The 14,304-nt window shown below is 39.9% G+C and carries 14 protein-coding genes; all 14 read left to right on the top strand.

Features of this window, described 5'->3' with window-relative positions; genetic code table 11:
- The first annotated feature begins 68 nt into the window (after positions 1-68).
- Positions 69-1,601, top strand: coding sequence for a class I adenylate-forming enzyme family protein (locus LC608_RS31010; protein WP_229557231.1), 1,533 nt, complete (start codon positions 69-71; stop codon positions 1,599-1,601).
- Positions 1,602-1,667: 66 nt separating this feature from the next.
- Complete coding sequence (locus tag LC608_RS31005; protein ID WP_229557230.1) at positions 1,668-2,354, top strand: GNAT family N-acetyltransferase; 687 nt, start codon at positions 1,668-1,670, stop codon at positions 2,352-2,354.
- 126 nt (positions 2,355-2,480) lie between these two features.
- On the top strand, positions 2,481-3,251 hold the full coding sequence (locus tag LC608_RS31000) for a hypothetical protein (protein WP_229557229.1): 771 nt from the start codon (positions 2,481-2,483) through the stop codon (positions 3,249-3,251).
- Positions 3,252-3,690: 439 nt separating this feature from the next.
- Positions 3,691-3,939 carry an MAPEG family protein gene (locus tag LC608_RS37385; RefSeq protein WP_308189955.1) on the top strand — a complete coding sequence of 83 codons (249 nt, stop codon included), beginning with the start codon at positions 3,691-3,693 and terminating at the stop codon, positions 3,937-3,939.
- A 265-nt stretch (positions 3,940-4,204) separates the two neighbouring features.
- Complete coding sequence (locus LC608_RS30990; protein WP_229557227.1) at positions 4,205-4,780, top strand: methyltransferase dimerization domain-containing protein; 576 nt, start codon at positions 4,205-4,207, stop codon at positions 4,778-4,780.
- An 84-nt stretch (positions 4,781-4,864) separates the two neighbouring features.
- Positions 4,865-5,377: a methyltransferase gene (locus LC608_RS30985; protein WP_229557226.1), complete on the top strand. Its 513-nt coding sequence runs from the start codon at positions 4,865-4,867 to the stop codon at positions 5,375-5,377.
- A 329-nt stretch (positions 5,378-5,706) separates the two neighbouring features.
- A complete protein-coding gene (locus LC608_RS30980; protein WP_229557225.1) occupies positions 5,707-6,708 on the top strand; it encodes a calcium-binding protein in 1,002 nt (333 codons plus the stop codon).
- Positions 6,709-7,065: 357 nt separating this feature from the next.
- On the top strand, positions 7,066-8,208 hold the full coding sequence (locus LC608_RS30975) for an IS4 family transposase (protein WP_229557251.1): 1,143 nt from the start codon (positions 7,066-7,068) through the stop codon (positions 8,206-8,208).
- Positions 8,209-8,240: 32 nt separating this feature from the next.
- The gene (locus LC608_RS30970; protein ID WP_229557224.1) at positions 8,241-8,705 is read left to right on the top strand and encodes an AMP-binding protein; all 465 of its coding nucleotides are present in this window, start codon (positions 8,241-8,243) and stop codon (positions 8,703-8,705) included.
- A gap of 51 nt (positions 8,706-8,756) precedes the next feature.
- Entirely contained in the window at positions 8,757-10,634 is a 1,878-nt protein-coding gene (locus LC608_RS30965) for a thiamine pyrophosphate-binding protein (protein ID WP_229557223.1), read from the top strand.
- Positions 10,635-10,638: 4 nt separating this feature from the next.
- Positions 10,639-11,634: a 3-oxoacyl-ACP synthase III family protein gene (locus LC608_RS30960; protein ID WP_229557222.1), complete on the top strand. Its 996-nt coding sequence runs from the start codon at positions 10,639-10,641 to the stop codon at positions 11,632-11,634.
- Positions 11,635-11,703: 69 nt separating this feature from the next.
- Positions 11,704-12,375 (top strand): hypothetical protein, encoded by a 672-nt coding sequence (locus tag LC608_RS30955; protein WP_229557221.1) that lies wholly within the window; start codon positions 11,704-11,706, stop codon positions 12,373-12,375.
- Between the two features lie 275 nt (positions 12,376-12,650).
- A complete protein-coding gene (ubiG, locus tag LC608_RS30950; protein WP_229557220.1) occupies positions 12,651-13,373 on the top strand; it encodes a bifunctional 2-polyprenyl-6-hydroxyphenol methylase/3-demethylubiquinol 3-O-methyltransferase UbiG in 723 nt (240 codons plus the stop codon).
- Between the two features lie 103 nt (positions 13,374-13,476).
- Positions 13,477-14,094: a hypothetical protein gene (locus tag LC608_RS30945; RefSeq protein WP_229557219.1), complete on the top strand. Its 618-nt coding sequence runs from the start codon at positions 13,477-13,479 to the stop codon at positions 14,092-14,094.
- Positions 14,095-14,304: the final 210 nt, after the last annotated feature.

Here is a 14,304-nt window from a genome sequence, read left to right as displayed (position 1 = left end):
TTTATTGCCTAGAGCATCATATAGAGGCTAATCGTCACCGCATTCAACAATCCTAATTACTTACAATTATGAACATCGCACATTATGTGGAGCGAGGACATCGCTTATTGCCTAATAAGATTGCCCTGATTTTTGAAGATAAATCTTTTACTTACAAACAGCTTGATGAGTTAGCAGGGCGAGTAGCAAACGGTTTAAAAGGACTGGGAATTAAAAAAGGCGATCGCGTGGCTTTGTTTTTGCCAAATATTCCAGAGTTTGTGATTTCTTATCTTGGCATTCTCAAAATTGGTGCTGTTGCTGTTTCCATCAACGTTATGTTGAAAACTGCTGAAGTTAGTTACATTCTCAACGATTGTGCAGTCAAAGCCATCATTACCACAGAATCCCAAAGCGAGCAGATATCAGAGGCAGACTTACCCGAATTACAACATATTTTCATTGCTGAAGGGAAAGCCAATAAGGGAACAACTTTAGCACAACTGATAGCTAATGCTTCTCCAGAGTCACCTGCACTAGAAATGGAACGCCATGCCCCTGCTTGTATTCTCTATACTTCAGGTACGACAGGCTTTCCTAAAGGTGCTACTCTTTCCCACGGCAATGTCATTGCTAACAGCTACGCAGCGAACCGTTGTTATCGTCTTAGTAAGAGTGATCGCTTACTGCTATATTTGCCACTGTTCCATTGTTTTGGTCAAAACGCCATTTTAAATACTGGTTTTAGTGCCTGTGCAACTATTATTCTATACCGTCGTTTTGACCTAGAAAAACTTATTGAAGACCTTCGTAGATATCAAGCTACAATGCTTTTTGGCGTCCCCACAGTATTTATCAAAATGCTGAACAAAGATATCTATGCGAAGCATCTCAAGAGCATACGTTATTACTTTTCAGCCGCTGCACCAATGCCAATTGAAATCGCCCAAAAATGGCATGATAAATATGGAGATTTTATCCATGAAGGTTATGGTTTAACGGAAACATCACCATTTGCGACTTATAACAATGACTTGAATTACAAACTGGGTTCAATTGGTACTCCAATTGATAATGTAGAAATCCAGATTGTTGATAGTTATGGTCATCAGGTACAACCAGGCGAGTTGGGTGAAATTATAGTTCGAGGGCCAAATGTCATGCTTGGCTATTGGAATCGTCCCTTAGAAACTGCGGCAGTAATTAAAAATGGTTGGTTCCATACTGGTGATATTGGCCGTATGGATGAAGATGGATTCTTCTATATTGTTGACCGCTTGAAAGATATGATCAATTTATCAGGATTTAAAGTTTATCCAACTGAAGTTGAAAATATCATTTATCAACATCCAGCAGTTGCCGAAGTTGCTGTATATGGTGTTCCTGACCCCATTAAAGGTGAGATAGTTAAAGCTAACATTGTGCTTAAAGCTGGTCAAATAATTACAGAAACACAAATTAAGGAATTCTGTTCTCCAAAAATAGCAACTTATAAGATTCCCCAAGCTATCGATTTTGTTTCTGGAATTCCCAAGAATCCAACTGGTAAAGTTTTGAAAAGGCTTTTGAGACAAGGAAGAACACCAAACCTTTCTCCAATAAAAATGCTAACAAATAGTTAATTACATACAGGAGTTATTTGTTATTTGTGCCTCATTTTCCTCTATAAAACATGGAATAAATAAAATATGAGTCTTGATTTAATACAGCAAACTAAAGTTGCTAAAAAGCTCACTTGTAAATTCAAAATTGCAAAATCTCATCTTGAAAATCATCAATGCCAGTCTTTAATATCAGACATATATTATAAAAAGCTGAGAATTAAATTCTCGGAATCACACTATGATATTGAAGCTAAGGTCGAACTATATCCTCATCATTATTTAATGGGATTAGTTAATGGTGAATTAGTAGCATGTATGGGATTATATTTACACAGTACAAATCCTGAAAGATACGCTAAAGTAACTGAAGAGGATATTAAACAGATCTTGATTCCAGTTGGAGTAGCCAACAGATACTCAGGAAAAAATATTAGAGAATTGAGCAAATTTGTTGTCAAAGATGAGTGGCGCAATAAAGGAATTGGGAAATTATTGATGGGAGTAGCGCACTCTAAAGACTTCATTCACATGAACGAAGAAAAACCACATCTTTTAGTTGCTTGTGCAAATGTCTCAATCTTCAAGTATTTTTCAGATGCTCTAAATATCCATACTCGCATCATCAAGCCAGTTCCTTTTTATAAAATTCATGAATTTTACCGAGCCGGTAGCGAACCAATGGAAAGCCGCCTCATAATTCCAGACATTGATATTCCGGCTCAATGGTATCAGCATTCTCCAATTCCTGGAGAGTATGAGATAGAAATATAGCTCTGGCTATAGCTATGAAAAAGCATAAATCTAGCTTTCTCATAATCACAAGTCTTACTGATTAACAAAAAAGTTCATCAGTAATGTTTCAATTGTCCATCAAACTTTAATCAAGGATAGATGTTTATGTTGGAAACACAAGTCAAACGAAATCTGTATGCAATTTATGAATCTCAAATTGAAAGTGCACGATTACAATTCAAGCAAAACTCTGGTTTAGAAAAAATTTTCTGTCCAGATATCGATTCTACAGTTTTGGAGCTGTATTTAATCTACTTCAATGCCCACGGTGTAGCCATGACTGATGCAGTAGAAGATTGGATCAATCGGGCTAGCGATCGCTGCTTACAATTAGGATACACAGAACTTGGTAAATTACTGCGTACCCATGCCGAGCAGGAAGCTGGTCATCATTTGATGATGATTGAAGACACTTACTCTTTAGTTGCTAGCTGGAATACTCGCCATACACAGCAATTAAACGCAGAATGGTTCCTCTCACTCCCAATAGCTGAAAGTACCCATCGTTACCGTCAACTCCATGAAGATGTGATTGCTAGTAATACTCCTTTTGCTCAGGTAGCTATTGAATATGAAATCGAAATGCTATCCGTGCGCTACGGTTCGCAGTTGATTCAGCAATCTCAAAAAGTTCTCGGCTCAAAAATTACTGAAGGCTTGACCTTCATGGAAGAGCATGTAAGCGTAGATATCGGTCATACCCAACTTAATGCCAAACTTCTCAAGAACTTTCTCCAAGAGTACCCTGAGAATGTGAACGTATTGGTTGAGATTGGAGGTAAAGCCCTTGATGCTTATGCTGGTTTCCTGAATCATTGCTTACGCAGCGCCCAAGAACATGCTCGTATCTTAGCTGGAATTACGCAAATGTCATAGACATAGTGAATTGTTAATATTTTAGACTCTTGACTCTTGATCTTTGACAAGAAAGCAGAAGGGCAGAAGGGAAAAAAGATTTTCTGTTCATGTCCCGCCTCTTGTAGGCAGTCTTTTTTCCACTATGCTCCCCACGTTTAGTTAAGGAATTTATTCATTGAGGCAGGCTGTTCTTGAGCAGGGGGGAAAGAACTAATTGTCTATCAAATCTTTCCTGCCTCAAGAGGTTATCCGAACCGTATTACTATGCTCCCCATCCCATCTGCTCCCAGGGCAAACGCATCTAAAGTATAAGAATCCTTTAATAGCAAGGGTTTCGGCGTTTTTAAATTTAGCCTATTTTTTCGTCAATATCCTTACCCAGTAAGGGTTTCAGAAATACCGTGCGTTCGCCCTGCATCTGCTCCTTTTTGACTTTTGACTCTAGCTAAAATATCGTATGTCTTCTTTAACTAGTCTGATAACTACTCTAACACTGCTGTTTTATCTGGTTATAACAATTAATGTCAGTCGAGCCAGAACCAAATACAAAGTTTTACCTCCCCAAACAGCAGGAGATCCCAACTTTGAACGAGTACTACGTGTTCAGCAGAATACTTTAGAGCAGATTGTATTCTTTTTACCTAGCTTATGGTTGTTTTCTTTCTACGTCAGCCCTTTGTGGAGTACCATCTTTGATGCAGTCTAGCTGGCAGGTAGAATTGCTTACGCTCTGGGATATTATCAGGCTGCTGAAAAGCGACTAATTGGTTTTGGACTTAGTTCGCTGAGTAGTACTTTGCTAGTTTTAGGTTCGTTTGTTGGCATTATCCTGTCTTTCTCTAAGTTGCCATCATGAACTGCGTACACCAGAGTAAATGAAAAAACTTCTTATTTCCCTCCTTGCTTGTGGGGATAGGAGTAGGGTGTTATGGCTATTTAGATAATCCACCAATCAAAATTTTCTCAATATTATGAATCAAACTGTTTCTGTTACCATTCCTAAAGCCAGCACAGATGAACGGTTATTGTGGAATATTGTCTTCGCCAGTGCAGGAAATCGAGTACTTCTTGTTGCCCACAATCTCAAATTGTTTCCTCTTTTAGCTTCAAAACCACTTACTCTTACAAATATATGTGAAGCGATCGCTATTCAACAGCGTCCAGCAGAAGTCCTTTTAACAGTACTTACATCGATCGGATTGGTGCAAGTACAAAATGGTTTTTATTCTCTCACTTCTCTTGCACAAGACTATCTCTTAGAAAGCAGCCCTACGTATTTTGGAGGCTTTTTAGAGATGTTATTTGCTAACGATCAGCTGTTTTCGGTTGAAAGCTTAAAAAAAGCTGTCCTTACCAATTCTGCCCAAGTTTACGACAATGGACAACTATTTGTTTCTCATGAAGAACAGGCTGAAAAGGCACGCGCTTTCACCTATGCTATGCACGGTCACAGTATGGGATCTGCTTTAGCTTGGCCAGAACTTATTGATTTGTCAGAACACAAATTGCTGGTTGATATTGGCAGGGCAAACGCATCTAAAGTATAAGAATCCTTTAATAGCAAGGGTTTCAACGTTTTTAACTTTAGCCTATTTTTTCGTCAAGATCCTTATCCAGCAGGGGTTTCAGAAATGCCGTGCGTTCGCCCTGTTGATATTGGCGGAGGTTCGGGCGCTCATGCTATTGGTGCAACCTTAAAATGGTCAAATTTACAAGCTATTGTTCTTGATTTACCTCCAGTATGCGAAGTAGCTCAAGAAATAATCACAAACTATGGCTTGCAGAGTCGCATTAAAACACAAACAGTTAACTGGTGGAACGATGATTTTCCAGTGGCTGATCTCCATTTTTATAGTGATATCTACCATGATTGGTCGCCAGAAAAATGTCGTTTTCTCACTCAAAAAAGCTTCGATAGCCTTAAATTCGGAGGTCGGATTCTTCTCCACGAAATGCTCTACGATGATCAGAAAACTGGCCCTTATCCTACTGCTGCCTATAACATGGCTATGCTTTTGTGGACTGAAGGTCAGCAATACTCAGGTCATGAGTTGTCAGTAATGCTAAAGGAAGCAGGTTTTACTGATATAAAAATTCAACCAAGCAGTGGTTACTGGAGCCTAATTAGTGGTAGGAAACTATAAGGTGAAAGCAACTAGAGACTGGGTAATTAACGGAAAAATTATGGAAGGGGCTTTGAAGAATAAACATATTTTAAGTCTCAAGTCTCCAATTTAAGGCTTTTACAAATATTTTAGTTAACAGCTAAATCAGAGCAACTACTATTACCCAAAAAATGCTTTTTTTGAAATTAAAAATTATGTAAATGTAGCATAATTGAAATTGAAGAGGTTACATTTGATTTGGGTAAAATTCTGGAAATCTGTAGCTTGATTTTATCAAATTCTTCTAATCACGCTGACAGCAACTTCTGCATAGTACAGTTTTCTTTTTTACTTTTGAGGAAAAAATCATGGCACAAACTCTAGCTATAATTGAAGGTACTCCTGAAGGTCCAAAAGTTACACCTACTTTTGGGGACGATCTTCTTTTGGGAACTCGAAATAATGACCGATTTATTGGTAGTCCAGGAAATTACATTATTCAGGGCGAAGAAGGCATAGATATTGTTGACTACACCAATTTAGGACAATCTGTATCTGTAGGGATCGCTGGCGATATTCAAAAAGGTACTCTGGGAACCGACAAAGTTACGAACGTTGAAACTATTATTGGTAGTATTGGCCAATCTAACATCATTGATAGTTCCACAGCTCTTCCAGGGATTTCAATTTCTGCTGATTTGTCTCAAGATAGAGTAGTTGTTTCTGGTATTCCCAATTTACAACCATTAACACTCAATGTTGAGAATTTTATTAATGTTATCGGCACATCTGAAAATGACACAATCATCGGTAATGATTTAGATAATTCCTTGCAAGGAAGGGATGGTAACGACATCATAAGTGGTAATGATGGTAGCGATGTCTTGCTTGGAGGTCTAGGAAATGACTTCATCGATGGTGGTGATGGTATTGATGGTGCTCTTGGCGGAGACGGAGATGATACCTTAATCAGTGGTTTTGGCAATGACGTATTCGACGGAGGAGCCGGAAACGATATTTTAACAGGTGGCGGTAATCTAGATGTGCTAATAGGTGGAGCAGGTTTTGACCGATTTCAATATTTTAGTCCAATCGAGGGGGGTGACTTAATCTTAGATTTCACTTCTGGTGAAGATAGGATTGATATCTCAGCTAGTGGCTTTGGTTCAGAATTAAGTATAGGTTCTTTGGCTACTAGTAGTTTTGTCTTAGGAACTTCTTCATTAGATGAAAATGATCGTTTTATCTATAATGACAGAACTGGTCAATTATTCTTTGACCAAGATGGTAGTGGCAGTTCTTCTCAGCAATTACTAGCGACATTGATTACTGTACCTACTTTGAACGCCTTTAGCATCGCTGTTATTTAGCTATTTTGTCATGCGTAAATAATTTATACCAAGCTTTCCTTGTTCATAGTTATTGGTTTGAAAATTAGTCTAGTAGCAATCTTTATTTCAAACAAGATTAGCTTTGATAAATTGGTATAACGCATGAAATAAATAGGAGAAAAAATTAAACTTTTCTTTTCTCCTATTTTTAATAATACAGGTAAGTAAGTCGGCGGAAAAACTTATAGTTATGTAACAAAAAGTTAAGGAGAATGGTTCGAGTAAAATTTCTTGCGGGGGGACAAAATGGTTTAGAATGCTTATATTGCAATGAGTGTAGCAATTTGTGGTAAAAGAAAAAGAGCCTTCATTCGCAACAAGCTCTATTTAATGATAATGTTACCAGAATTCTACGAAACAAACCTCAAGCGAGAATTGGGACATGCAGAATATTTATTACTAAAAATTCTGATTAATTTATTACAATCAATAAAAAATGTTAGCATTGAAGCACTGGCTACTGCTTTACCTATCCCCATATTTTTTGAAAATAGAAGAAAGAAGATTCAAAGATTTTTGTCTTTAAATTACATAAATATTGAAGAAATTTGGTTCCCAATTATTAAAAGCTGGTTAGAGATATATCTTCCCTTAAATGAAGTTATTTATTTAGTAATTGACCGGACTAATTGGGGGTGTATTAATCTGTTAATGATTAGTGTGGTTTGGGATAAAAGGTCTATTCCAATATACTTTAAGCTATTAGACAAATTAGGTTCAAGCAATTTTGATGAACAAGAAGCAGTATTCAAAAAAGCATTGCCGCTTTTTAATAATTATAAAACTGTAGTGTTAGGAGACCGGGAATTTTGTTCAATAAAACTGGCTAACTGGCTGACAGAGCAGAAAGTATATTTCTGTTTACGCTTAAAAAAAGATGCATTTATAGAAATAGAACCGGAAATTTGGCTGCAATTAAGAGATTTAGGTTTAGCACCCGGACTTTCTTTCTTTTATCAAGGTATTAAATATACAAAAAGTACAGGATTTATTAGCTTTAATCTTACTGCTAAATGGAAGCGTAAACGTTTGGGAGTCGCGCCGGAGGAGGGTTGGTTTATCCTTACCAACTTAGATAATTTAGATTCAGTTATTAGAGCTTATAAACAACGTTTTGATATTGAAGAGATGTTTAGAGATTTTAAGAGCGGTGGCTATAACTTGGAAGATACTAATGTATCAGGTCAAAGACTAATTTCCCTAATATTATTAATCTCACTTGCCTATACAGCTGCAACTATATCTGGTCAAAAAATTAAACGCATAGGTGTTCAAAAATATGTTGGGCGAATTAAAGAATCTGGGCGGACAGTTCGCCGTCATAGCAGCTTTTATATTGGATTATATGGATCTAACTGGGTCAATTTTATGGAAAATTCTTATGAATTGGTGGCTGAGTTAATGACACTAACTCCTAATAAGCGGAAGTATTATCAACAAGGGCAGAGAGCTATGAGGCTTATTTTATCTGCATCCTAGCCCTTTTTGTAGCCCCGCAAGGTCTGAACGTCATGCTTGGTTATTGGAATCGCCCTGATGAAACTGCTCAAGTTCTCAAAAATGGTTGGTTTCATACGGGGGACATTGGTCGGATGGACGAAGAGGGCTACTTCTACATCGTTGACCGCCTCAAAGATATGATAAATCTCTCTGGCTTTAAGGTGTATCCTGCCGAAGTAGAAAATGTGATTTATCAACATCCAGCGGTTGCTGAATGTGCTGTTTACGGTGTTCCAGATCAGGTAAAAGGTGAGATAGTTAAGGCGAATATCGTACTAAAGGCTGGTCACGCAATGACAGAAGAACAAATCATTGAATTCTGTTATGAAAGAATGGCAGCCTACAAGATTCCCCGTGCTATTAATTTTGTCGATTCAATTCCAAAGAATCCGATTGGTAAGGTTCTTAAGCGACTACTACGCGAGGCAAAACTTGCGGTTGTGTCCCATAGAAGTGTAAGTTTGCTAGCCCAGTAAAGGTCAATATGGAATGACTTTCTAAGTATAGGAAAACAAGGAGATTCCACAGTGACAAGCACAGAACACATCTATACCCCAGTTTTACCGACTACTGGGCGATCATTAGCACTCGATAGGTTTGGTCGGTTCGGGGGTAAGTATGTACATGAAAAGTTGAAGATAAGTGATGCAATAGTAAAGGTTCTCATTTCCCTAGATGTGCGCTACGTATTTGGTGTCAGCGGCGCGAATATTGAACACCTGCATGATGCGATTCATCGGCTAGGTGAAGGAAAGCTAAAATCGGTAATGGCTAAGAGCGAAGACGGAGCAGCTTTCATGGCGGACTGCCGAGCAAGGGTTCACCGAAGTTTGGGTGTATGCTGCTCAACATCTGGTGGGGGAATGATGAATCTCATTGCTGGTATCGCCGAGTCCTATGCTGATTCAGTACCTGTTCTGGCTTTAGTTGGACAGCCACCCTCAGCGCTTGAGGGAAAAGGAGCTTTTCAAGATTCCTCCGGAATCGGTCGTACAGTAGATAGCATAAAGCTTTGGAGTGCCGTTGCCAAGTATGTAGCGAAGATTTCCAAATCCGAAGACTTCTGGTATCACCTGACTCATGCTATTAAAGCTGCTGTTTCTGGTCGTCCCGGACCGGCTGTTCTTTTGTTTCCTCGCAACATCTTTGAGCAAGAGGTCGAACCTTGCCCAGAAATCTGGGCTGATGAACTTAAAACACTTATCCGTCCTCCACAAGTGACATCAGAGATGATTCGTCCTCTTTTCGAGGAGATTTATCGGGCTAATAATCCCGTACTCATTTTGGGAGATGGGGTAAGACGGTGCAGCAATCCGCAAGCAGTAGTCAACTTTGCTCGTTGTGTTGATTTGCCAGTGATGACGACTCTAGGGGGACGTGGTAACTTTCCCAATGATGATCCTCTGTATTTGGGAATGCTGGGTGTTGCGGGCCATCCTTCTGCTCACGCCTACTTGAAAGAGCAAGCAGATTTGCTGATTGTTGTTGGATGTGATCTCAAGTTCATGACACGACAGCCAATCCAATCTGCACTCCTTGACAAGAAAATTGCGGTAGTGAATGTAGATGTTGATCAGATCAGCCGTACTATTTCTCCAGATCTGGTCGTGGAAGCAGATGCAGGAGTGGTCTTCAAAGGGCTTTTGGAATTGCTCAAGCAAAAGCCTTTCAAGCATAAGCCACCTCAAGGCTATTATTTGAAGATATTCAAGCAGTTTCCTGCCCCACCAATCTCCTCAAACGACCCGATGCCAATAGCTGATAGCCAACTGCTGTTACAAAGTGAGGCTATTGCCATTGTGCAAGAGTTCCTTCCGGAGAATGGACATATCCTCTACGACGCGGGCAATTGCGCTGCCGCCGCACTTCACTTAACAAAAGTACCATTCGGATCTAGTTCTACAATCGCGCTTGGTATGGGAGGGATGGGTTATGCGATCGCAGGAGCAATTGGTGCTCAACTAGGCTCACCAAAAGGTACACGTACAGTAGTTTTTGCAGGTGACGGTGCCTTTTTAATGACCGGATTAGAAATCCATACAGCAGTAGATTTGCAACTCCCGATCCTATTTATTGTGTTCAATAACAATATGCATGGTATGTGCGTAATCCGTCAACAACTCTATTTTGAGTCGCGATTGGAATGCGTGCGTTATGCACCAGTGGATATTGCAATGATTGCTCGGGGTTTTGGTCCTTCCCATCGACTTTGGGCGGGAAGTGCTGGCACTGCTGCCGAATTGCGCCATCAACTTGAGGACTATATGAAGCACACTGACCTTCCGGGAGTTTTGGAACTTCGGCTCTTGCGTGAAGAAATGCCGCCGTTTACACCTTTTCTGAGCGAAGATGCACTGACAATTCCCATGGTTAAAACCAATGACAATGATGTTCAAAGGAGGTAAAACAATGCCTAGCGCACAAATTGTAGACGTTGTTAGTTTTATGCCGGAGCGTATTGTTGATAATACTGAACTCATATTTAGCTCCGAAGATGAATTAGAGAAAAACCCCTTCTTCAAGGGAGTCAAGCAAAGACGCTTCGCCTCACCAGAATATCAGTCCTCCGATTTGGGGACTTATGCTCTAAAAAAACTGCTCGAACAAACCGAGACTAAGCCAGAAGAACTTGACCTGATCTTGTATTCCTGCATATTTAACGATTTTTTCTGCCCTGGTATTGGATCGGCAATTCAATATGGGGTTGGAGCAAATCGAGCAACAGTTTTGAATATCGACACAGGTTGTAGTTCCTATCTGTCGATGCTAAATACTGCCCGTGCCTTCATTGAATCAGGGTTGTACAAAACAATTGCTGTTGTCACTGTCACCAACTACATTTCCCGGCTGCCAGAACTTCAAAATTCCAAGCGGTATTCGGTGCTGGGTGATGGAGCATCAGCAACGTTATTAGTGGATGGTCAATCTAGTTTTGTAGCAAGTTATGAGCGTTCTTATGGAGAACACTACGGGCTTTTAGTTGGACAGCCTGACTTAGTAGATGGTCGCTTTTTAAACTATTGGGAAAGTGGTTCTGGACAGATTACTATCAATTTCTCACAAGAGATGTTAAATACTTTACGATCAAATGCTTTGAGACTTGTTCCCGAAGCGGTCAGTAAGTGCCTTTATCAGGCTGGTCTATCTTCTGATGATATATCGCTACTGATTACTCATCAGCCCAATGTCTTATTTATCAAGGAGTGGCGTGAGCGAATCGGTATCGGTGAGCCACGCGTTCATGACACTATCGAGTGTTACGGAAACCTTTTTCAAGGTTCAATACCTGTAACCCTTGCTGATGCCATAGAGAAGAATAAAGTGCAATCTGGCGATTTGCTGGCACTGGGGACTTTCTCGAATGGAGGAGATTTTGTCAGTTCGACAGTCATACGTTGGCGATAGCACTGTGCTATGCATTCAGTCTTGCACTATAGTTTAGCTTTTTAGATTCGGATAATGTCAGGAGGAACTATGCAATTACGCGACAATTTAGAATTGTGGACTAAGGACAGCCTTCTCCCCAAGGGAATTAAGTCAAAAGAAATTCCAGGCGTGTATGTCTGTGAAGATCATGGTATTCCAGAGGCTATGGCAAAGCTTAACGAGATTACCAAGGAAACTTATTCACACGAGGAGATATATGGTACCTACTGTACTGTCTCCGAGTACATTCAATGTCCGGTAGACATGGCTTTTAAGTATGCTGCCAACATCTATAGTTTGGAAGAGTGGACATTCAGCACACGCGACTTACAACACGTTGGTGGTGGTCTTTATAAAGGTGTAGATTATCTAGCTGAGAATACCTCTATCTACATTCGTGCTGAAGCTTACCCCGATTCTAAAGTGGTTGACTATCCCTGTGCCTGGGATCAGGGAGAAGAACTTTGGATGCGATATCATTTCCGTTTTATTGACGCAATGCCAACGCTTCGTAAGCCTGGAACTGTTATGTTCTGGTCTAACTGCAAACATCCGTATTACGAGCGCAATGTTACTGATGTTCCAGATTATATATCCAAGAATCGCGAACGTAGCGATCGCATCTGGGTAGGCGATTTTTGGCAACATTTTTATGCAGGTCACTTGCTTGAAGCAAGGAACATGAAAGCTATTTTAGAGTATCGCTTTGCTAATGGCTAGCTGTAGCTGCAAGTTCTTGAGAATTGTCAATCTTACACAATCTTATTTAAGAGTTTGTTTCTGTCCTAATCCTCTTCTGTCACTTTTTGTTTTCGGAGAGTGACAGAAGCTGTTCATGAGCGATCGCCCACTATGGATGAAAGAAACCATTCTGTTTTCTTAAGAGAGGGCTAAGAGCCGACACTCGAGCGAACTCGGCATTGTTGAAATGGCACAGTCAAAGCCAGCAGAAGAAGGTTCAGCTAGTTCACAGATTTATTTAGGAGGATAAAGATATGCAAGTACAGAATAAACAGTTTGATGACTACGATTACAACTCGAATGCTGATAAATGGTGGAACGAAGGTGCAAATCTCCACGCCCTATTCTATTTTAATAAGCCCAGATTTGAATTTTTTGACCGTCATGTCCCGAATTGGCAGGGTTTAAAGGCATTGGATGTTGGGTGTGGCGGCGGCTTTACCTGTGAATTTATGGCAAAGAGAGGTGTAATTGTATCAGGCATAGATCCAGTTATAAATTCCATTCAAGTAGCTCAAGAACATGCTAGCAAAAGTGGACTAAAAATTGACTACAGACATGGTTTTGCTGAGAATTTACCCTTTGATGACAATTCATTTGACATCGTTGCATGCGTTGATGTTTTGGAGCATGTAGCCGACTTGAACAAAGTTATTTCAGAAATCAATCGGGTTCTAAAACCAAACGGACTGTTTTTATTTGATACCATAAATAGGAATTTTAAGTCTAAAATTATAATGATTTGGATTTTAGAAAATATTACGAAGGATATTGACCGTGGCGTTCACAACTGGCAAAAGTTTATTAAGCCCAAAGAGCTACTTCATTTATTAAAAGACAATGGCTTTGCTGATACCCTTATTAAAGGCTTTCACTTTAAGGGTAGAGATAAAAAAACGGGAGAAATTAGAGTTATCCTAGACGAGGATACATCTGTGATGTACATCGGTAAAGCGGTTAAAACGCCTCATTATTGATGTATTAGAGCAAAGCTGACACCAATTGTTCGCCTTGCAAAAGTCCTGTACTAAAGCTAGTAAGATTCAGATTTGTCATGACTTTTTAAAAGTCCATTTGTCTATGGCTACTGTAAAAAACTTATCTATGGTTATCACTGGAGTGGTGTTTTCCATTTTAGTGAGTAGCTCTAGAGTAAAAGCTCATGTTGTTGATTTCCCACATACTGATTCCCCACCTATTGGTTCCCCAAAGGTGACATCGTCCTCAACTGGAGAAGCTTTTGATTTCCCCGATGTAATAACGAATCCAAACCCGCCGCAGGTATTGTTTGGCGGGGGCGAAGTCCTTACTTTTCTAAAATCAACTGAAGATACCAACGGACAGTACGTTCTAATCGGTGGTACAGGTCAACCGGGGAACATTACACCGCCGCACATTCACCTTGATTCAGGCGAGTGGTTCTACATCCTTGATGAAGGAGTTAGGCTGTACCTAGGGGATCAGATTTATCCTAAAGGTGTAACCCCTGGAATCAATGCTCCAAAAGGAAACCTCTACGCCATAGATACAAAACCCGGAGATTTGTTCTTTTCTCCGAGGGGGCAGATCCACGCACATCAAATCATTGGAACAAAGCCAGCGAGAGAGTTGATAGTTGCCTCACCCCCTAGAGATCTTGATAAGTGGTTCCAGCTAGGAGGTGTACTAATTACCAGGGCAAACGCATCTAAAGTATAAGAATCCTTTAATAGCAAGGGTTTCGGCGTTTTTAAATTTAGCCTATTTTTTCGTCAATATCCTTACCCAGTAAGGGTTTCAGACAATACTGCTCGGTTAAGGAGAAATAGAGGGTAAAACAAAGAAAATAGTGTTCGCGAATTGTTTACGCGAACAAGATGATTGGACTTACTTTTTCTCTTTGAGGCTATCGTACAAGTCCACCCAATT

Source organism: Nostoc sp. XA010 (genome assembly GCF_020829625.1).
Classification (GTDB): domain Bacteria; phylum Cyanobacteriota; class Cyanobacteriia; order Cyanobacteriales; family Nostocaceae; genus Nostoc.
This window is presented reverse-complemented; position numbering and strand designations above follow the sequence as displayed.

Coding starts and splice junctions, on each gene's coding strand:
- LC608_RS31000 (WP_229557229.1), top strand. CDS start 2,481: ATGTTGGAAACACAAGTCAAACGAAATCTGTATGCAATTTATGAATCT.
- LC608_RS30955 (WP_229557221.1), top strand. CDS start 11,704: ATGCAATTACGCGACAATTTAGAATTGTGGACTAAGGACAGCCTTCTC.
- LC608_RS30985 (WP_229557226.1), top strand. CDS start 4,865: ATGCCGTGCGTTCGCCCTGTTGATATTGGCGGAGGTTCGGGCGCTCAT.
- LC608_RS30970 (WP_229557224.1), top strand. CDS start 8,241: ATGCTTGGTTATTGGAATCGCCCTGATGAAACTGCTCAAGTTCTCAAA.
- LC608_RS30945 (WP_229557219.1), top strand. CDS start 13,477: ATGGCTACTGTAAAAAACTTATCTATGGTTATCACTGGAGTGGTGTTT.
- LC608_RS31010 (WP_229557231.1), top strand. CDS start 69: ATGAACATCGCACATTATGTGGAGCGAGGACATCGCTTATTGCCTAAT.
- ubiG (WP_229557220.1), top strand. CDS start 12,651: ATGCAAGTACAGAATAAACAGTTTGATGACTACGATTACAACTCGAAT.
- LC608_RS30975 (WP_229557251.1), top strand. CDS start 7,066: ATGTTACCAGAATTCTACGAAACAAACCTCAAGCGAGAATTGGGACAT.
- LC608_RS37385 (WP_308189955.1), top strand. CDS start 3,691: ATGTCTTCTTTAACTAGTCTGATAACTACTCTAACACTGCTGTTTTAT.
- LC608_RS30980 (WP_229557225.1), top strand. CDS start 5,707: ATGGCACAAACTCTAGCTATAATTGAAGGTACTCCTGAAGGTCCAAAA.
- LC608_RS30990 (WP_229557227.1), top strand. CDS start 4,205: ATGAATCAAACTGTTTCTGTTACCATTCCTAAAGCCAGCACAGATGAA.
- LC608_RS30960 (WP_229557222.1), top strand. CDS start 10,639: ATGCCTAGCGCACAAATTGTAGACGTTGTTAGTTTTATGCCGGAGCGT.
- LC608_RS31005 (WP_229557230.1), top strand. CDS start 1,668: ATGAGTCTTGATTTAATACAGCAAACTAAAGTTGCTAAAAAGCTCACT.